Annotated in this window: 18 protein-coding genes; 8 read left to right on the top strand and 10 right to left on the bottom strand. The window is 62.1% G+C overall.

Annotated features, from left to right (window positions below; all coding sequences use genetic code 11):
* Positions 1–67: 67 nt before the first annotated feature.
* Both GJB56_RS20900 and GJB56_RS20895 read left to right on the top strand, forming a co-directional pair.
* Positions 68–496 (top strand): YciI family protein, encoded by a 429-nt coding sequence (locus GJB56_RS20900; RefSeq protein ID WP_007735729.1) that lies wholly within the window; start codon positions 68–70, stop codon positions 494–496.
* Positions 497–499: 3 nt separating this feature from the next.
* A complete protein-coding gene (locus GJB56_RS20895) occupies positions 500–1774 on the top strand; it encodes an RNA polymerase sigma factor (protein ID WP_019745926.1) in 1275 nt (424 codons plus the stop codon).
* Between the two features lie 20 nt (positions 1775–1794).
* Here the strand turns inward: GJB56_RS20895 and GJB56_RS20890 are convergent, their stop codons facing one another.
* The gene (locus GJB56_RS20890) at positions 1795–2208 is read right to left on the bottom strand and encodes a hypothetical protein (RefSeq protein WP_020971251.1); all 414 of its coding nucleotides are present in this window, start codon (positions 2206–2208) and stop codon (positions 1795–1797) included.
* Between the two features lie 152 nt (positions 2209–2360).
* Between GJB56_RS20890 and GJB56_RS31425 the strand changes: the two genes are divergently transcribed.
* Positions 2361–2531, top strand: coding sequence for a hypothetical protein (locus tag GJB56_RS31425; RefSeq protein ID WP_021333309.1), 171 nt, complete (start codon positions 2361–2363; stop codon positions 2529–2531).
* Between the two features lie 217 nt (positions 2532–2748).
* Positions 2749–3447: a type 1 glutamine amidotransferase domain-containing protein gene (locus GJB56_RS20885; protein WP_019745921.1), complete on the top strand. Its 699-nt coding sequence runs from the start codon at positions 2749–2751 to the stop codon at positions 3445–3447.
* Positions 3448–3547: 100 nt separating this feature from the next.
* Here GJB56_RS20885 and GJB56_RS20880 read toward each other — a convergent pair whose 3' ends face one another.
* Genes GJB56_RS20880 through GJB56_RS20870 form a run of 3 tightly spaced genes read right to left on the bottom strand, consistent with a single transcriptional unit; the run spans position 3548 to position 6392 of the window.
* The gene (locus GJB56_RS20880; protein WP_113682779.1) at positions 3548–4852 is read right to left on the bottom strand and encodes an HNH endonuclease signature motif containing protein; all 1305 of its coding nucleotides are present in this window, start codon (positions 4850–4852) and stop codon (positions 3548–3550) included.
* Between the two features lie 56 nt (positions 4853–4908).
* Complete coding sequence (locus GJB56_RS20875; RefSeq protein ID WP_113682778.1) at positions 4909–5763, bottom strand: alpha/beta fold hydrolase; 855 nt, start codon at positions 5761–5763, stop codon at positions 4909–4911.
* Entirely contained in the window at positions 5760–6392 is a 633-nt protein-coding gene (locus GJB56_RS20870) for a TetR/AcrR family transcriptional regulator (RefSeq protein WP_230091030.1), read from the bottom strand. Before GJB56_RS20870 ends, GJB56_RS20875 begins: the two co-directional genes overlap by 4 nt.
* Positions 6393–6460: 68 nt before the next feature.
* On the opposite strand from GJB56_RS20870, the gene GJB56_RS20865 reads away from it, so the two are divergent.
* Positions 6461–7894, top strand: a complete 1434-nt coding sequence (locus tag GJB56_RS20865; RefSeq protein ID WP_113682777.1) for an amidase — start codon at positions 6461–6463, stop codon at positions 7892–7894.
* On the opposite strand, the gene GJB56_RS20860 is transcribed toward GJB56_RS20865, so the two are convergent.
* Genes GJB56_RS20860 through GJB56_RS20845 form a run of 4 tightly spaced genes read right to left on the bottom strand, consistent with a single transcriptional unit; the run spans position 7891 to position 9866 of the window.
* The gene (locus tag GJB56_RS20860; protein ID WP_113682776.1) at positions 7891–8529 is read right to left on the bottom strand and encodes a DUF5701 family protein; all 639 of its coding nucleotides are present in this window, start codon (positions 8527–8529) and stop codon (positions 7891–7893) included. The two genes, GJB56_RS20865 and GJB56_RS20860, sit on opposite strands and share 4 nt — an antisense overlap.
* Before the next feature lie 10 nt (positions 8530–8539).
* Positions 8540–9184, bottom strand: a complete 645-nt coding sequence (locus tag GJB56_RS20855) for a TetR/AcrR family transcriptional regulator (RefSeq protein ID WP_020909606.1) — start codon at positions 9182–9184, stop codon at positions 8540–8542.
* The gene (locus GJB56_RS20850; RefSeq protein WP_019745914.1) at positions 9172–9435 is read right to left on the bottom strand and encodes a hypothetical protein; all 264 of its coding nucleotides are present in this window, start codon (positions 9433–9435) and stop codon (positions 9172–9174) included. The genes GJB56_RS20855 and GJB56_RS20850 overlap by 13 nt, the downstream gene beginning before the upstream one ends.
* Positions 9432–9866 carry a hypothetical protein gene (locus GJB56_RS20845; protein ID WP_031333873.1) on the bottom strand — a complete coding sequence of 145 codons (435 nt, stop codon included), beginning with the start codon at positions 9864–9866 and terminating at the stop codon, positions 9432–9434. The genes GJB56_RS20850 and GJB56_RS20845 overlap by 4 nt, the downstream gene beginning before the upstream one ends.
* 154 nt (positions 9867–10020) lie before the next feature.
* Here GJB56_RS20845 and GJB56_RS20840 point away from each other — a divergent pair, with 154 nt between their 5' ends.
* Both GJB56_RS20840 and GJB56_RS20835 read left to right on the top strand, forming a co-directional pair.
* Entirely contained in the window at positions 10021–11349 is a 1329-nt protein-coding gene (locus GJB56_RS20840; protein WP_020909604.1) for a diacylglycerol/lipid kinase family protein, read from the top strand.
* A gap of 112 nt (positions 11350–11461) precedes the next feature.
* Positions 11462–13036, top strand: coding sequence for a carboxylesterase/lipase family protein (locus GJB56_RS20835; protein ID WP_113682775.1), 1575 nt, complete (start codon positions 11462–11464; stop codon positions 13034–13036).
* 10 nt (positions 13037–13046) lie between these two features.
* Here the strand turns inward: GJB56_RS20835 and GJB56_RS20830 are convergent, their stop codons facing one another.
* Positions 13047–14987 (bottom strand): BTAD domain-containing putative transcriptional regulator, encoded by a 1941-nt coding sequence (locus GJB56_RS20830; protein ID WP_113682774.1) that lies wholly within the window; start codon positions 14985–14987, stop codon positions 13047–13049.
* A 100-nt stretch (positions 14988–15087) separates the two neighbouring features.
* Between GJB56_RS20830 and GJB56_RS20825 the strand changes: the two genes are divergently transcribed.
* On the top strand, positions 15088–15966 hold the full coding sequence (locus GJB56_RS20825) for an alpha/beta fold hydrolase (RefSeq protein WP_113682897.1): 879 nt from the start codon (positions 15088–15090) through the stop codon (positions 15964–15966).
* A 2-nt stretch (positions 15967–15968) separates the two neighbouring features.
* Here the strand turns inward: GJB56_RS20825 and GJB56_RS20820 are convergent, their stop codons facing one another.
* Positions 15969–16946, bottom strand: a complete 978-nt coding sequence (locus tag GJB56_RS20820; protein ID WP_080910273.1) for an ABC transporter substrate-binding protein — start codon at positions 16944–16946, stop codon at positions 15969–15971.
* Between the last annotated feature and the right edge of the window lie 180 nt (positions 16947–17126).

Raw genomic sequence — 17126 nt, 5'->3', positions numbered from 1 at the left:
GCGTCTTTGCCGTTCGACGTGTAGGCAGAGGGACCGAATGAGCGGTCCACAAACGAAGGAGATTCTCATGAAGTACATGCTGATCATGCGTTCCACCGACGAAGCCATCGAAGCATCCAAGGACATGGACTTCGACGAGATCATCGCCGCGATGGGGCAGTACAACGAGTCCTTGATCAAGGCCGGTGTGCTGCTGGCGGGTGAGGGATTGGCGATGGAGGAGGGATTCATCGTCGATTTCGAGTCCGATCCGCCGCTGGTTTCCGACGGACCGTACGGCGAGACGAAGGAGTTGTTCTCGGGATTCTGGATCATTCAGACGTCGACCAAAGACGAAGCCTTGGAATGGGCGAAGCGCTGCCCGCTCGGGCCGGGAAGCAAGCTCGAGGTGCGCCGCGTGAGCGAGATGTCGGACTTCGATCAGGACAACGAATACATCCAGAAGGAAGCCGGCTGGCGTGAAGAGCTCGGTACCGATCGTCCGGTCGCAGGCTGAACCATGACCGACGAGGCGGTGCGAGAAGAAACGAGAAAGGCTGTCGACGCGGTCTGGCGAATCGAATCCGCGAAGATCGTCGCCACGTTGACTCGCACCGTCGGAGATCTTGATCTCGCGGAAGACCTGGCAGCGCAGGCTCTGCTCGAAGCTGTCGAGCAGTGGCCTGCCACCGGAGTTCCCCGAAATCCCGCTGCCTGGCTGACTTCCGTTGCGACGCGTCGAGCAATCGACGGGTGGCGACGACGTGAGAGGCTGGACGAGCGCTACGCCCACTTTGCGCGTGAACTCGAGAACGACGCTTCGCATTTCGACGACGTCAGCTGGGATCCGGATCGGATCGACGACGATGTCCTTCGCCTGATGTTCATCGCCTGTCACCCGGTGTTGAATCGAAAAGCGCAGGTGGCCTTGACTCTTCGGGTTGTGGGCGGGTTGACCACCGAAGAAATTGCGAAGGCGTTCCTGACGCCGACCGCGACAGTTCAGCAGCGGATAGTCCGTGCTAAGAAGGCGTTGACCGCTTCGAAAGCGGTTTTCGAAGTTCCCGGACGAGAAGAGTTTTCGAGCAGGTTGAGCGCCGTCCTCGGAGTCCTGTACCTGGTGTTCAACGAAGGTTATGCAGCCAGCTCGGGGGACGAGTGGATGCGAGCGGACCTCAGTGCTGAAGCTCTGCGGCTCGCGCGAATACTCGCCGAATTGGTCCCCGGGGAATCCGAGGTGCACGGCCTTGTCGCGTTGATGGAGCTGACAGCCTCGAGATTCGGCGCTCGGACAACCTCGACAGGTGAGCCCATCCTGCTGGCGGACCAGGACCGGACTAGGTGGGACCGCCTACAGATCTCGCGCGGGCTTGCAGCGCTGGAACGAGCTGACGCCGTCGGGCGTGGACGTGGCCCGTACGGTTTGCAGGCAGCGATAGCCGAATGTCATGCGCGAGCAGCAACTTTCGATGACACCGATTGGAAGAAGATAGTCATCCTCTACGAGGCTCTGGCGCAACTGGCCCCGTCGCCCGTGGTCGACCTCAATCATGCGGCGGCGGTATCCATGGCATACGGTCCTGGCCCTGCGCTCGAATTCGTCGACAAGCTTGTCGCTTCAGGTGAATTGACGGGCTACCACCTGCTTCCCAGTGTTCGGGGGGAGTTGCTCAGTCAGCTCGGCCGATCCGAGGAGGCTAGAACCGAACTCCTCGAGGCAGCGAGGCTGGCCGGAAACGAGCGTGAGCGTGCAGTATTGGTCGCGAAAGCAGATGCGCTGCTGTCGGATCAGTAGTCACGCCACGCGATTGGTAGTCAGGGCTGAGTCGGATCATCATTCGGCACCATGGGCGGCATCCCGACTCCGTACGGATCGAGCATGTCCGATACACGTCGACCCCACCGTTCATGGGCGGACTGACGGGTCATGCCGGCAGCGCGGCCGATGGTTGCCCATGTTGCGCCGAATCTTCGCAGGCTCATGACGCTTGCCGTCGAATCGATGCCTGCGGCGAGCTGGATCCGGAAACTTGCCAATTGCCACGCCATCTGACGCTGCGCCGGGATGTCGGTGTCCTGTTCTGCCTCCCATTCGGGGCTGCCAGGTAATGGATCCGTTCCGACAATCTTGTCCGCCTGCGCGCCGGCCTCGGCGATTGCGACGTTGGCCGTCGAAGTTGCGGCGGTCTCGATCTTTGCGGTCAGGGCGGTCTCGATCAGATCTTGCATGAGAAGTTCTCCATTCGTCAGGTTTAGCCTGACAGTTTCAATTGAATGTTGTCAAGAATTTCCTGACTTATTCCATTTGATTAATGCGCGATCTATTTGTGTACTATCTAAATGGCCTTCGGTTCTGTTGGCCGACGTCGAAGGGGTTGCTGGTGAAGATCGTGGTTCTGTCATTCCTGATGGCGCTGACCTTGATGACGGTCGGGATCATCGCGGCGCGCAACTGCAGCACTCGACCTGCCGTGACCGGGGCAGTTACTGCGGCGTCGACGGTTCTTGCTGCCGCCTGGACACTTTTTGCTGTGGCCTTCGTACTGACCTGATCGCACTGTTCGACCCAAATATCCGAGCTGGAATGTGGGTATGACGGGTTGCATGCCCCGTTGGTGAGAAGTCGCACTGGAACGGCCGATGCGGAATTCCCTCCGGTTGAGTGCGTTTCATCCAAGGGAGCGTTCGCCGGGGTTCCGTGTCTCGGGGGTCCTGGCTACGACGGTTCCTGAACTACGACGGTTCCTGGCTACGACGAAAGGTTGCGCGATGACAAAGCTGTTGTTTGCAGTCACTTCTGCAGATCACTGGACGCTGAACGACGGGACAGCCCACCCAACCGGATACTGGGCGGAAGAACTGGTCGAGGCGCATCGCGTTTTCGTCGAGGCCGGTTACGACATCGTGATCGCGACGCCAGGCGGTAAAGCCCCCGTTGTGGATGAGGGAAGCCTGGCGCCTGAGGTCAACGGCGGGCAAGAAGGCGCTGATCGTATGCGCAAGTACATCGCCGATCTGCAGCCGGTGCTGGATTCGCCGGAGATTCTGGAGAACGCCGATGCTGCCGACTACGACGTGGTCTTTGTGCCAGGTGGACATGGACCGATGGAAGATCTTGCAGTGTCGGCATCCTTCGGCGAGCTTCTGGTGAAGTTCTTGGACGCCGACAAGGTGGTTTCGGCGGTCTGTCACGCACCGGCGGCACTTCTGCCCGCCCAGAGATCCGATGGAAGCTGGCTGTTCGACGGCTATCAGCTGACGGCGTTCACCAACGAAGAGGAGACGCAGGCTGGTCTGGCGGACAAGGCTCCGTGGCTGCTCGAAACTCGGCTACGCGAGTTGGGCGGCAAATTCTCGAAGGCTGAGGCGTGGTCGCCTTATGTCGTGGTGGACCGGAAGCTCTACACCGGTCAGAATCCGGCTTCGTCGAAGCCGCTCGCCGAGCGGATCGTCGCGGACTTGGGCTGAACGATCACCGGCTAGGCCCGAGCACGGCTTTTGGCACCGCATCGAGGACTCTTTCGATGCGGTGCTGGGCCGTGTTCTGTTGTGCCCGAGGAGTACTACCTCAGGTTTTGAAGGTGGTGTTCGCCGGCCTAGGGTGCTGCTGCGGGTCGATCGAGGGCGGCGGGATGAACCACGGTTTGTTATCGACCCCGATCCGGATCACCCATTTCCCGACGAACCCGGCTTTTCGGTGCATCAACCGATGATGCGAACGGCACAGCAGGACAAGGTTGTTCATCACCGTCGGGCCACCGTTCGCCCAGTGCCGAATATGGTGCGCATCCGTCCACGCCGGCACACATGTGCAGCCCGGGAACGCGCACCCCTTGTCCCGGGCGATCAACGCCACTCGCTGCTCCGCGGTGACCAACCGTTTCCCGGGTTTCGCATCCAACGGCGCCCCGTGACCGTCGAGCAGCACCGTGGACAGGAAGCAGTCGCACCCGAGGAGTCTGGTCTGCGACACGGACAGCGGTCCGAGCCACGGCATGTGCCCGACATCAAGATCCGACACAGCCACTCCACCACCATCGGGCGAGGGTGCGGCTGCGCAGTCCCGGTGCTCCGCCAGATCACGGGCGTTGATGTGAACATTCACATGCGGCCGCTGACCACCATCGGTGCCGGTTTTGGCGCAGTCCAGATACCGGCGGATCAGTTCCGTGAACCCGTCCGCCGTGCGTTTCGCCGCCGACCGAGCATCCGGGGTTCCATCGGGTGCCGGGGTGGGCATCGTCAGATTCGACAACGCCGACAACAACATTTCCCCGGTGAGAGCATCGAAATCACCGCGCACCACCACCCGACCATTCAACGTCGACGCGATCCGCAACTCATTCCGATCCACATCCTCGGCGGGCGGAATCTCATCCGATTCGAACACTCGCTCCAATGTCGCGATAACGTTCCGCACCTTCGTGGTCGTCGACTCCACCCCCGAGGCAGCAGCCAACAACAAATCGATACAGCGAAGGAGCGCCTCCTCCGGCATGCCCTTCGGCGGGGATTCGCAGAACGCCACGATCAACACCGCATGATCGAACGAGCAGTCCCCGACATCGAACCGAGCTGCCACCGCGGGAAACGGCCGTAGCGCAGCACCCAACGCGGCGATCTTCTTCCCGTCCCGGACCTGCAGCATCGTGTTCGCCGCCAACCAGCAACCCACCCCGCGGCTGGCAATCACCTGATCATCCGGCCGCAACGACAACTCGTCCACCACCGCCACCCGCACCGCCTCGAGACGAAGAATCTCCGCACTCGCCGACACCGCAGCCGCACGCAACTCAGAAGCAGACAACCGCCACAGACGTCCGCGCAACCCCACCGCAGAACCAGACACCACATCCGACAACAAGACGCTCATTGAATCCCCCGATCCCCACCTCTAACAATACTCGAACATCAGTTCGAGTCAAGAGGTTATGTGAGGGCGCGAATGAGTGGAGTGGGGTCCGCGACTACGAACAAATGGCCGCCCCCGCTGACCTCTTCGAAGCGAGAGTGGGGGATCATCGAGTGGGCCCAGCGGGCAACTTCGATGGGTACGTTCCTGTCATCGGTTCCGTGCAGGAAGACCGTTGGTACCGAGATGGATTGAAGCAACCCTGGCATCTCGTGGCGATACCGAGCCAAGTCGACAACCCCTGCGGATCCGCCCTGTGCGATCCCTTCGGATGAATCCAATTGGAGAGCAGGGCGATGCGACTCGTCGGTCATGACGGCCTGATCGGCGGCCGGCCAGATCGAGACGGAGTCGCTGCGCAACTTGGAGAACACTCCGGTTCCCGCAAGCATTGCGCCAGCCATGCGGGGAGCCCAGTTGGCGGCAAAGTACAGCGCGGATACCAGTTTTATCCTGCGCCGCAAAGTATCTCGTGGGGCTCCGGGAATCATGGCGCACGCCAGCACCAATTTCGAGACTCGTTCGGGTACGGCCGCAGCGACTGCGAGCGCGTAACCGCCGCCTCCGGAGAAGCCCATCAGTGCGGCCGAGTCCAACTCGAGATGATCGATCAGAGTGACGTAGTCGTCGTCCCAGGAATGAAATCCCTTGTCCGTGTGTGGATCTGTGCGCCCGAAACCGGGACGATCGGGGACGATCAGCCGTAGACCCGCCGTCACAGCCGCGTTGTCGAGTGAGAGCCCCTCGTATCGGCTGCCAGGTGATCCATGAACCACGACTACCGGCCGGCCAGTCGGATCGCCATACTCGCAGAACGCGATACGGCGCCCCGAGGTACCACGAATTTCGGTTGTCGCCACGCTACTTGTCATTTTGTGCTTCCTCGCTGCGCGATCGACGCCACACCATCCAGAATGAGCGTGACTCCGAATTCGAACCTTCGGGCGGGATCGTGATGAAGCGCGAACACCGATGCCTCGCGTCGATCGGCGGGTGCACTGTCGAAAGCTCCGCGTCCCAATTGAATTGCGACGTGTCCGGTCACGAAATCATGCACGGCGCCGTACGCGTAAGTGGCCTGTTCGTCATCGAGGCCGGCCTGCGAAAGCGCTCGCACGACTCGGTGGGCGGTATCGTCGGCGCCGGGTGCTTCCAGTGATGCCTGCCGATGGGCTTCCAGAACGAGAGGATGCCTCATCAGAAGGTCATGTAGACCGTAGGCGAACGTGCGGGCAACCCCGCGCCAGTCGGTCGGCCAGTCGATCGACGAGACGGCTTCTCCCACGAGGGTGGAAATCAGGTCTCGCCTCAACGCGTCGATGCCGCCGGTAGTGCGGTGGACGGACATCGGCGATATGCCCAGTCGCTCGGCGAGCACTCGAAATGAGACCGCGTCCAGGCCGTCCGTATCGGCGATCTCGGCCGCAGCATCGAGTATCTGTCTGTGACTCAATGCTTTTGGTCGACCGGCCCTTGCAGAGCCGGCGGATTCGGATACCATGCTGACAACAATAGCGATACGCGTATCGAAATTACAAGTGTCGATTGACCTACAAGGAGTGCTGCCCGATGACTGATCTCCATCAATTGTCCGCTGTCGAACTCGCCGGTGTGATCGCCGCGAAGCAGGTCTCGATCCCCGAGGTGGCCCGGTACTTCGTCGATCGTGCGACCACTTCCGATGACGTGGGTGCATTCACGACGATCGCCGGGGAACATGCGATCGAACTCGCCGAGCAGGCCCAGCGAAGGTTGGACGAGCGGGACGCCGGACCGCTTCCGCGCCTGTTCGGCGTCCCGACGGCTATCAAGGACCTCGACGCGACTCGCGGCATCCGCACGACCTTCGGATCGGCGCTCTTTCGGGACTTCGTGCCGGACGCCGATGACGAGATCGTCGAGGCGATCCGAGAAGGTGGTCTGATCGATATCGGCAAGACGACGGTGCCCGAGTTCGGGGCAGCGTGTTACACCGAGCCGGAAGTTGCTCCGCCCGCGCGCAGTCCGTTCGATCGCACACGAAGTGCTGCCGGTAGCAGTGGTGGCGCCGCGGCCGCCGTCGGCGCTGGTCTGGTGCCGTTTGCTCAGGGAAGTGACACCGCCGGTTCGTTGCGTTCACCGGCAAGTACGTGCGGAGTCGTGGGCCTCAAGCCGAGTCGCGGTCTGATCACGATGGGGGTGGCAGGTCACGACAACTTCGGTTTTGCGAGCAAGGGGCCGATCGCCCGAACGGTTCACGATACCGCTGCACTGCTGGATGTTCTGGCGACGCGACCTGGCGCCGGGACGATTCACCCGCCCCGGCCGAAGTCGTTCGAAGAGTTTGTCGTCCAGGCAGAAGGGTCGCACTCTCGCCCCCTGACCGTCGCCCTCGCTCATGGCTCGGTATCCGGCGGCACGGTGGACCCACGAGTCTCCGAGGCGGTATCGAGGGTGGGCGTCGTTCTCGAGAGCCTGGGACACAACGTGTTCGAACGTCCTCAGGCCCGAGACGACGCCTTCGTCGATGCCTTCACCACGATGTTCTCGTCCTTGGCCGGCACCAAGCCCATTCCAGAAGAGTACGAACACCTTCTCCGTCCGATAGTGCAGCACTTACGTGTTCGAGCAAACGAAGTGCCGTCGGGCGATCTGGCCGCGGCAATCGGAGTTGTTCAGGCATGGGCGCGGCGGTGGAGCCTGGATTACGCCGCCGCCGATCTTGTTGTCACTCCGACGGTGACAACACCGCCGTTGGCAGTCGGTGAGCTACGTAATGACGAAGACCCCGCGACCGAACTGATCGACATGGTCGCTTTCACGGGAAACACCATCGTCGCCAACGCAACTGGATTTCCGTCGATCAGCTTGCCACTCGGTTGGACGGAAGACGGTGTTCCACTCGGCGTGATGATCTCGGCGAAATGGGGTTGCGACGCAGAATTGCTCTCTGCCGCTGCAACGCTGGAGAACGCGATGCCGTGGAAGGATCGATACCGATTCGACCGCGCAACCGTGCTCTAACCGGGGAGCGACGTCCGCCCGCCGGCCGATGCAAACCCCAACCACGTGTGGCGGTTACCCCACCAACACCACCCGACTTTCGGGGCGTTGCGGTTGTCTTTGCCGTCCCGGCCGGTTCCGTTGCTGATCCACACAGCCGGGGTTCTGGTGTCGAAAGTTCCGTCAGGCTTACGCAATCGGGAGCCGATGGTCATGAAGCACTTTCCGCGTTCGAGGACGTCGGGGCGCTGCAACAGCCAGTGAATGCCTTCGGTGAGGGTCAGCGGCGTACGGTCGGCATCAACGATCGCGGGAAGTGCTTCGTCCGGGCTCCAATTGGCCAGGTGATCCCCGCGGTCGACTTCACCGAGCAGATACATCGCGGCGTCTGGCAATGCGGCCGGCTCGGTAGGAGCGAACAGATCGACGTCGGCCATGTCGACGACAACGAAGCCCCTCCTGTTCTTGTGCTCGAGCAGGGGGGTCAAAATGGAAGCTGGAGCGAGTTTTTCGTGCACGGTAAGCAGTCCCACCTCACCTTGTCCGGCTGCGGCGGCTGCCCTGACGTCGCCGGCAGAAAGCCCGGCCATCTCGTGTACCCCGAGTTCGATCAATCGTTCGGCCTGCTGATCGATGGGCGGGAGGTCGAAGTGCATACCTGCGATCCTACCGATCGTGAGCAGGCCGATCGGTGGGATCGGCGGTGAGGGAAGTCGGCCACGAGACGCCCAACGCGCGCATGATGAACGGGACGGTGGTCGCCACGACAGTGTCCACTCGGTCGCCGGCCATGAGCATCGGGCGACGGCTTTCCACGCAGGCGAGGATGAGTTGCGCGGACGCGGCAGCATCGGAATCGACAAAGACGCCGGCGTCGACACCTTCCTGGACGAGCTGTTCTACCAGAACCGACAGCGGGACAATATGTTCGAGGAAGCTTTCGCGATCCTGCGCGGACAGCAATTCGACCAACGCGATTCCCGTGAATCGCTGCAGTGAGAACTCGACGAGCGTCAGTTTGACGAGGATTTCGATTCGGTCGACAGGATTCTCGCGATCCGCGAGTTCACGCTCGGCCAGGAGCAGGAATCTGTCCATCTCGCGGGTGGACCAGGCAAGCAGTAACGCAGATTTGTCGGGGAAGTAGTTGTACACCGCTGTCCGTGAGACACCGGCTGCCTGGGCCACAGTCTGCAGCTTCACGTTTTGCCAGCCCTGCTCGTGAAGTTCGCGAATGAACGCGTCCAACATGGCTTCTCGGGTCGCGATCTTGTGTTCTGCGGTTGTCGCGCCACCGGTCAGCTTCGGCATGGTCGATCCTCCTGTGTCTGATTCATGGTCACGGGGAGGTCGAACAGATCCGCAACAAGGCGTGGATCACCCTGCCACATCGAGACGGGTACAAGCATCATCTGCTGCGCGATCGAGCGTACGGATCGGCAGACTTCCTGCGCTTCGGCGGCGGTGAGCGTCGTGCGTTTGCGCAATCGCTCCATCTCCGCGGCAGTCAGATCGGTGATCCATTCTTCGGCCGCAAGCGAGAGGGGTGAATCCGGTGTCACGGCCGATCCAACTCGGCACTGGAGAACCTCGAAGTCATCACGGACAGCATGATGACGGCGACGACCGAAACGGCGTGTGCCGCCGCCAGCCAGAGCGACTCGGGTGCATGTTTGTGGAGGGTCGGCGCCATCAGCATGGCCATGAGGAGGGCGAGACCCGACAACATCGCGGGGCCGTTGGGTCGGCCGACAAGCAGGCTGACCAGGAGAACGAGCGCGACAACGCTGCAGGCCACGTCTACAGGCGGGTACGTGGTCGGGACGATTCCGTGGACGGTGTCGGTTAGGTTCAGCCCGATCGACACCAATTGTGCGAGGCCTGTCGCGCCGGCCAGCCAGGCCGTCCACCGCAGTCCGTGAAGACCGGCTTTCCGCACCACGGTCAGAGGCTCCTCCGAAGATCCCCATGCTGCGGACGTCGGTGTTGTCACGGGCCTTCTCCTTTTTATGACGAGGTGTCGTCATAAAGTATCAGCGCTGGAAAAGTGGGTTTCCGAGGGTAGGTAATTGGCTAGTCCTGAGGAGACAGACACGGCAATATCAACAGTTGAATATCCGACGAGGCGAACTGCGGGAGGTGGCTCGATGACGACCCCTGTCCGCACGGATCGGCCCTCGTCGAAACAGAGTTGGTTGGCGCGCGCGGCATTTGCTGCGCTGGTTCTTGCCGTCGTGGTGCTGCTGATTTTCGCCGGACTGAAAACCTTGACCATGCTGATCCTGGGGATCGGTGGGGTGGTCGTGTGCGTCGTAGCGGTGTACTGGTTTCTGACCACCCGCGGATTTCTCCGCTGGATCTCGCTGGCTGTGGCGGTTCTGACGCCGATCGTGGTGCTCGCCTTCCTGATCCGAGAACGCCTCTTGTGGGTGGTGCTGCTCTCGATCGGATTGTTCGTCATAGCCGGTATCTGCGCCCGCGCCGCTTTGGAGGGGGAGGAGAAGGAACTGCCGGTGGTCGAGCGACCGGCGCCGCCGCCCGCCAAACCGTTCTTCGTGATGAATCCGAACTCCGGCGGTGGCAAGGTCGAGAAGTTCGACTTGAAACGCAAGGCCGAGGAACGAGGGGCCACGGTCGTACTGCTCGAGGGGCCGGAGAAGATCGACGTGACGGCCTTGGCCAGGCAGGCGGTCGCGGACGGCGCCGACCTACTCGGTGTTGCCGGTGGCGACGGAACTCAGGCGTTGGTTGCCGCTGTCGCGGCAGAACACGACCTGCCCTTCCTCGTCGTCAGCGCCGGGACGCGCAATCACTTCGCCGCGGATCTGGGTCTCGACCTCGACGATCCGTCACGGTGCCTCGACGCTCTTGTCGACGGCGTCGAGGTGACGGTGGATCTGGGTAATGTCGGCGGTCGAACCTTCGTCAACAACGCATCGTTCGGGGCATACGCCGAAGTTGTCCAGAGTCCGGAGTACCGCGACGCCAAAACCAGCACCTTCCTGCAGAAACTCCCGGATCTGCTCGCCGGACGCGCCGGAGCGGTGCTGACCGCGCGCTCCCCGAGCGTGTCCGCGGTGGGTCCACAGGCGGTTCTGGTCAGCAACGGACCGTACGAGATGAACGACTTGGCGGGGCTCGGTCATCGCCCGCGATTGGACCGGGGCACTCTCGGGATCGTGGCGATCTCCGTCGGCAGCGCCCGTCAGGCCGTCGGGTTACTCCATCGGGCGCATCAACGAGGCCTGGCTCAGGGCACCGGATTCGAGGTGATCATCGACGCCGACACCGACGAGATTCCGGTCGGCGTCGACGGCGAGGCTCTGGTGATGCCGACTCCCGTCAGGTGCACGGTCAGCCCGCAGGCACTGAGAGTCAGAGTCCCCCGAGACCGTCCGGGCGTCCGTAGGCCCAGGCATGCCTGGGATCTGGTCCGATTGCGAGAGTTGGCTAAGTTCACGAAATCCGGCGCATGACCTGGCGATAGCCTTGCATGACTGCCAGCAGAGTGAATCCGGCAAACATGTCCGATTTGCACCGGATGCTGGCAGCATTGAGGGCCGGTACGGATCCTCGAGGAGCAATCGAATGACGATCACACCCAGCGAAGCGCCGGTAGTCGAGACAACGTACGGGCCGGTTCGTGGATCCACGGAAGGTGCGGTATCGAGTTGGAAGGGGATCCGCTACGCGGCACCTCCGGTCGGGTCGTTGCGTTTCCGCGCACCCGTTCCGCCACAGCCGTGGACCGAGATTCAAGACGCAACAGAATTCGGTCCGTGTGAACCGCAAAGTCGACTTGCGATGATCCCGCTCGGTGAGAACGTTCCGATGGATGAAGACTGCCTGTTTCTCAACGTATGGGCGCCGGGCCCCGTCGGCTCTGATGCGCCGGGTAAACCGGTCATGGTCTGGATTCACGGCGGTGCGTACTTTCGCGGAGCATCCAGCCAACCACTTTTCGACGCAACCACATTGGCTGAGAACGGTGACGTTGTCGTCGTCTCGATCAACTACCGCATCGGTGTGTTCGGCTTCGTCGATTTCTCGTCCTTCAACTCGGAAGAACACACCTTCGAGCCCAATGTCGCTCTCCGCGACATGATTGCAGCGCTGCAATGGGTTCAAGGCAACATCGCGGCCTTCGGTGGTGATCCGAATCGGGTGACGTTGTTCGGCGAGTCGGCAGGTGGCGGCGCTGTGACGACGCTGATGACCGTGCCGTCCGCCCGTGGCCTGTTTCATCGCGCTATCGCCGAGAGTTCCCCCGCCACTTCGGTGTACGGGAGTGAACGTGGCGAGATCGTCGCGAAGCTCTTCCTCGAGATCTTCAGCGGCGGGGGCGATCTGGGTCTATTGCGGTCCACGTCTGCCGAAGACTTGATCGGGCCGTCAGACGAACTGTTTGCTCGCGTCCCTCAGGAGACGCCCGGCACTTTGGCGTTCGCGCCGATCGTCGACGGTGATCTGCTCCCTGATTACCCGGTGCGCGCGTTCCGTCACGGCAACGCACACCCGATTCCGCTGATCATCGGAACCAACAAAGACGAATCTTCGCTCTTCCGGATGATGAAATCGCCGTTGATGCCGATCGATCCCGTCGTGATCACGTCGATGTTCGCGGAGATCGCCGACGAGCACCCTGGGCTCGAGCTACCCGATCATTCTCAGATCGAAGGTGCGTATTCGGGGCTGTCCAAGCTGGGCGCCGGTCTCGGGCTGACCCGTGACTTCGGATTTCGTTTGCCCACGCTGTGGATTGCCGAGGCGCACAGCAAGATTGCACCGACGTGGTTGTACCGCTTCGACTACGCGCCGCCGATGCTCAAGGCGCTGAAAATTGGTGCGACCCACGGGACCGAACTTGCCTACGTCTTCGGCAACATCAATCACGGAGCGCGGGACATCACCTACAAATTGGGTGGGCTGAGCGCGGCGCGTCACGTGTCAGAGCGCATGCAGGCGAGGTGGCTGGATTTCGCCAGAGCTGCAGGTGATTACGGCACCGGGGCCGATCGTGAACTGGGTGCGGACCCGGGATGGCCAACTTACGACACCGACACACGCTCGACACTGTTGATCGACAAGCACGATGCCGTCGTCGCTGATCTGGATTGCGAAATCCGGGAGGCGTGGGGCGACACGGTGATTGCGTTCACCTGATGGTTTCGGTCTAGTGCAGTGTGGCGAGATAGTGCGAGACGGGTCCCGCAGTGAGCATTCCGCTTCCGGCGCCGGCAATTTCGGCGGCGGCAGGTAAGAGCGCCGCTCGAGCACGCTCCTTGACTCGACTGTCGCCGACTGCAGTGGCCGCCGCGGCAGTCAGGCACCACAGTGCCTCGGAGAGTAGGTCTTTGGGCGGGTCCGGCAATGCCTCGACGGCCTTCGCTGCTTCGTTCGCCTGCCCCTGTGCGATGAGCAGGTGTGGCCGGGCCCAGGGTTCGTACGGGCCCCACTGCGTAGCCGGGTCGAAAATTGCCGGCAGTCCCCGCCACACGCGGAGGGCGAGAATTGCGAGAGGGAGTATGCCGTCCTCGAGACCCGGCATGCCGGAACCGGAAAGGTTCACCGCCGCAGCTTCGTACAGCTTCTCGCAGTGCGCCGCTTCTGCGCCGGTGGTGGCCGTTCGCATAGCGCGAAACCAGGTGGTGAACACCGCTGCCAACGGCCGTTCGTGACGTCCGGCCAATCGATCAACTGTCTCGGCGTGTAGCTCGGCTGCGTCGAATTGCCCCAGGGCACTGAGGGTTTGCATACGGATCAGATGGCCGAGAATCTCGAAGGTGGACAGTCCGTGTCGAGCGGAGAGGTCGACCAGTTCACGGCCGATGCCGTCGCGCTCGGAGGCCAGACCGGTACTCCAGAACGTCTGCATGAACAATCCGTTCAGAGTGAAAGCCAGGAGACCTGGATCGTCGAGAGCGCGACTGATCTGCACTGCAGCGCGGGCACATTCGAGCCCACGATGACCGGACAGTCCGCGCGATTCGAGTGCAATTGTCGCCAACAGTCTGGCCCGAGCGGGTTCGTTGCCGACCGGAAGTCGATCGAGGGTGCGCTGAGCGGCCGCGACGATCTGCGCAGCCTGCCGAGGGTCGTCGGATCGTGTCCAGATTCCGGGCACGTCGTAGTTGCCGATGATCCGTGCGGTGAGTTCGACATCGTCCAATTGTTCAGCGGCACCGATGATTGTCAGTCGTTGGTTTCGGGCAGTCTCGAGTCCGCTTCCGCCCGTAACTGCCAAACTTCGGAGGAGGCCGACGGTTGACTCCAATCTCGATTTCGATCCTGCCGCTACGGTCCGGTCGTACGCTGCCGAAACCTGAGTGAAGATCTGTTCTGCCGCTACAGGATCCAGGTGGTTTTCGCGGCGGAGAATGTCGGACTCGAGGTCGGTCAGTCGTGGCCCGGGGTCGATGCCCAACTCTTCGGCGAGTAGCTCGCGTGCGCGACGTAGGACTGCCAGAGCATCGCCTTGACGGTTGGACCGGTACAGCGCGAGAGCGAGTAGTCGCCAACCGTCCTCGCGCCAAGGGTGTTCCGTGACGTGGGCGTCCAGATCGGGAATCGCTTCGGCAGTTCGCCCGAGATCGAGTTGCGCGGATGCGAAGCGTTCGACGGCAGTCAGACGCAGTTCCTCGAGGCGTGACCGCTCCGATCGAGCCCACGGTTCTTCGGCGAACTCCGCGTAGGCAGGCCCTCTCCACAGTTGGAGCGCGGTTCGGAGCAGTTCGAGTGATTGCGCCGGCGTCGAATCGGCGGCTTCACGTACCAGTCTTTCGAATTCCCAAGCGTCGACCGCGTCGGGTGCAGCACGAAAGGCGTAGCCAGGGCCTTCGGTGACAATGACTTTCGGCTTCGTTCGCGGGGCACGATCCGGTTCGAGCGCGCGCCTCAGTGCGGAAACGAACGTACGTATTGCACTGGTAGCCCCGGCCGGAGGATCGCCCCAGAAGTCGTCGACAATCACGTCCACCGGAATAACACGTCCTCGGGCAATGATCAGACGAGCGAGAACCGCTCGGTGTCGCGGGCCCTTCAGATCGATCAACCCTGACGAATTGTTCCACGCGACCACGGGTCCGAGAACTCCAAAAAATGTGTGGTCTCGCATTTCCCCACGTTATCGCGCTCATCGAATGCTCATCGACCACGGCGAGGCTGATTGCCATCACCCGAACTTTTGGCATCACCCCGACAAACGAGAGCGACCGATGACGATCACCATTCCAGGCTTCGACTATCAGCAGATTTCCCCAACAGACGGGGTGCGGCTCAACGTCGCGGTCGGCGGAAACGGAACACCACTCGTCCTTCTTCACGGTTTCCCCCAGACGCACCTCATGTGGCGTCACGTCGCCACTGCGTTGGCGTCGGATCACACCGTCATCTGCCCGGATCTCCGCGGATATGGAGCCAGCGACAAACCGGTCGAGGAAAACCCGGACACCTACTCCAAAAGAACAATGGCTGCCGACATTGTCGAGGTGGCGAAGAAGCTGGGACACGAGAAGTTCGCCCTCGTCGGCCACGATCGTGGTGCGCTGGTTGCCGTCAGAGCTGGGCTGGACCACCCGGATGTGATCACACAGCTCGGTTCGCTGGACGTGCTCCCGACCTTGGATATGTGGGACATCCTGCACGGATCGAATGCTGCTGTGGCGTTCCATCTCTATCTCATGGCTCAGCCACCTGGTCTTCCCGAGCAGATGATCAGCGCCAGCGCCGACGTGTTCTTCGAGCACTTTCTCGACGTGTGGACGCAGAACCGCGAAGCGATTCCGGTAGACGTGCGGGCGGAATACCTGCGCGCCTCACGGGAGGCGGTGCCGTCGATCGTTGCCGATTACCGGGCGTCGGCAGGCATCGACATCGAACACGATCGGGCCGATCGCGATGCGGGTAACCAACTGCACATGCCGGTCACGGTCATTCAGCAGGACTGGGGTTCGATGCTCGGTTACGACGCCGAGGCCCTGTGGAAAGCGTGGGCGCCCGATCTCGAGCACCGCACGCTGTCCGCAGGTCACTTCATGGCAGAAGAGGCGCCTGCCGAAGTGGTCGAGGCGATCCGCACTCTGCTGAAAAGGTAGTTCTAGCGCTTGACCCCGGCCGCCAAGTCGTCGACCAGGACCTTGGCGGTCAATGCGTATCCCGCGGCCTTGTAGTAGTCGAACGGAATCACGCGACCGGCCTGTGCGGCGGGCAGGCGCTGCCACGTCGGCGAGGTGTACACGCTGCCGGAGGCGCTGCGATCCAAGGCGAAGATGACGTCGGCTTCTTCGAGACGGTTGAACTGCTCCGACCCGAGCATCACGCGAAGGTCGGGGCCTTCACGGAGCACCTCGAACCCGAGGTCCTCGGCGACGGCGGTGCGGAAATCGTTCTGGAACCACGCGATCTGATCCTCGGCGGCGGCAACGAAGGCAACCTTCTTGCCGGCCATCAGCGGTTCGACGGTCGGGCGGACCTGAGCTATATGGGCGTCGTACTCGGCGAGTACTTCTTCGGCGCGATCGCTGCGCCCGATGCCGGTGAGGAAGTCCGACATGACTTTGCGCCACTCCGGGGTGAAGTCCTTGCCGACGGGCAGTACCGGTGCAATCTGCTGCATCCGGTCGTTGCCGTACGACCCGGTGTCCCACCAGCCGGCGCTGAGGACGAGAAGGTCCGCGCCGAGGGTCGAGATGTATTCGAAGTTGGGATCCGAAGCACCTTCGGCGAAAATCTCGACACCGGTGGCATCCGGGACCTCGCGGCGAAGGTGTTCGGCGGCGCCGGTCGGGTAGGCGGTTACCGGGTACCCCGCAAGGATCGACAATTCGAGGCCGTCGCGTGGATCGAGGGCAACGACGTTCTGGGGGTCCGTCGGAATGATCAGCTTCTCGTCGCCGCGTGTGAACTCGAAGGTCTCCGCGTTATCGGGCGTCGAACTTTCCGTGCTGCTGCAGGCGGCGAGAAACGCGGCTGCAGCGACGCCCGCGCCGACGCCGAAGAAACCGCGCCGCGTCAGGTTGTCCACGATCGCCCAGTAGTCGCGATCGGTCGTGGAGGGAGAAAGAAGTCGAGTCATATTTGTTAGGTTAGCCTTAGGGGCTGCCTTCGGGAATGGCGAAACAGCTCCCATGAGCGCCAAGAAATACGGCGAACACGCCAGCGCGCAGAGTGTTGTCGGCGTCACCGGCCCGCCTGAATCACAACCCACTTTCGACCTTTGACGTGCATGACGTCACAACCGGCCGCCTCCTCGATC

Origin of the sequence: Rhodococcus sp. AQ5-07 (assembly GCF_009707305.1) — a bacterium.
Lineage (GTDB): Bacteria > Actinomycetota > Actinomycetes > Mycobacteriales > Mycobacteriaceae > Rhodococcus_F > Rhodococcus_F erythropolis.
The sequence above is the reverse complement of the archived record's forward strand: the minus strand, read 5'-3'. Positions and strand labels throughout refer to the sequence as shown.

What these genes read in the sequence shown, in the direction of transcription:
- GJB56_RS20900 (WP_007735729.1), top strand. Translation starts at nt 68, where the DNA reads ATGAAGTACATGCTGATCATGCGTTCCACCGACGAAGCCATCGAAGCA.
- GJB56_RS20895 (WP_019745926.1), top strand. Translation starts at nt 500, where the DNA reads ATGACCGACGAGGCGGTGCGAGAAGAAACGAGAAAGGCTGTCGACGCG.
- GJB56_RS20890 (WP_020971251.1), bottom strand. Translation starts at nt 2,208, where the DNA reads ATGCAAGATCTGATCGAGACCGCCCTGACCGCAAAGATCGAGACCGCC.
- GJB56_RS20885 (WP_019745921.1), top strand. Translation starts at nt 2,749, where the DNA reads ATGACAAAGCTGTTGTTTGCAGTCACTTCTGCAGATCACTGGACGCTG.
- GJB56_RS20880 (WP_113682779.1), bottom strand. Translation starts at nt 4,852, where the DNA reads ATGAGCGTCTTGTTGTCGGATGTGGTGTCTGGTTCTGCGGTGGGGTTG.
- GJB56_RS20875 (WP_113682778.1), bottom strand. Translation starts at nt 5,763, where the DNA reads ATGACAAGTAGCGTGGCGACAACCGAAATTCGTGGTACCTCGGGGCGC.
- GJB56_RS20870 (WP_230091030.1), bottom strand. Translation starts at nt 6,392, where the DNA reads ATGGTATCCGAATCCGCCGGCTCTGCAAGGGCCGGTCGACCAAAAGCA.
- GJB56_RS20865 (WP_113682777.1), top strand. Translation starts at nt 6,461, where the DNA reads ATGACTGATCTCCATCAATTGTCCGCTGTCGAACTCGCCGGTGTGATC.
- GJB56_RS20860 (WP_113682776.1), bottom strand. Translation starts at nt 8,529, where the DNA reads ATGCACTTCGACCTCCCGCCCATCGATCAGCAGGCCGAACGATTGATC.
- GJB56_RS20855 (WP_020909606.1), bottom strand. Translation starts at nt 9,184, where the DNA reads ATGCCGAAGCTGACCGGTGGCGCGACAACCGCAGAACACAAGATCGCG.
- GJB56_RS20840 (WP_020909604.1), top strand. Translation starts at nt 10,021, where the DNA reads ATGACGACCCCTGTCCGCACGGATCGGCCCTCGTCGAAACAGAGTTGG.
- GJB56_RS20835 (WP_113682775.1), top strand. Translation starts at nt 11,462, where the DNA reads ATGACGATCACACCCAGCGAAGCGCCGGTAGTCGAGACAACGTACGGG.
- GJB56_RS20830 (WP_113682774.1), bottom strand. Translation starts at nt 14,987, where the DNA reads ATGCGAGACCACACATTTTTTGGAGTTCTCGGACCCGTGGTCGCGTGG.
- GJB56_RS20825 (WP_113682897.1), top strand. Translation starts at nt 15,088, where the DNA reads ATGACGATCACCATTCCAGGCTTCGACTATCAGCAGATTTCCCCAACA.
- GJB56_RS20820 (WP_080910273.1), bottom strand. Translation starts at nt 16,946, where the DNA reads ATGACTCGACTTCTTTCTCCCTCCACGACCGATCGCGACTACTGGGCG.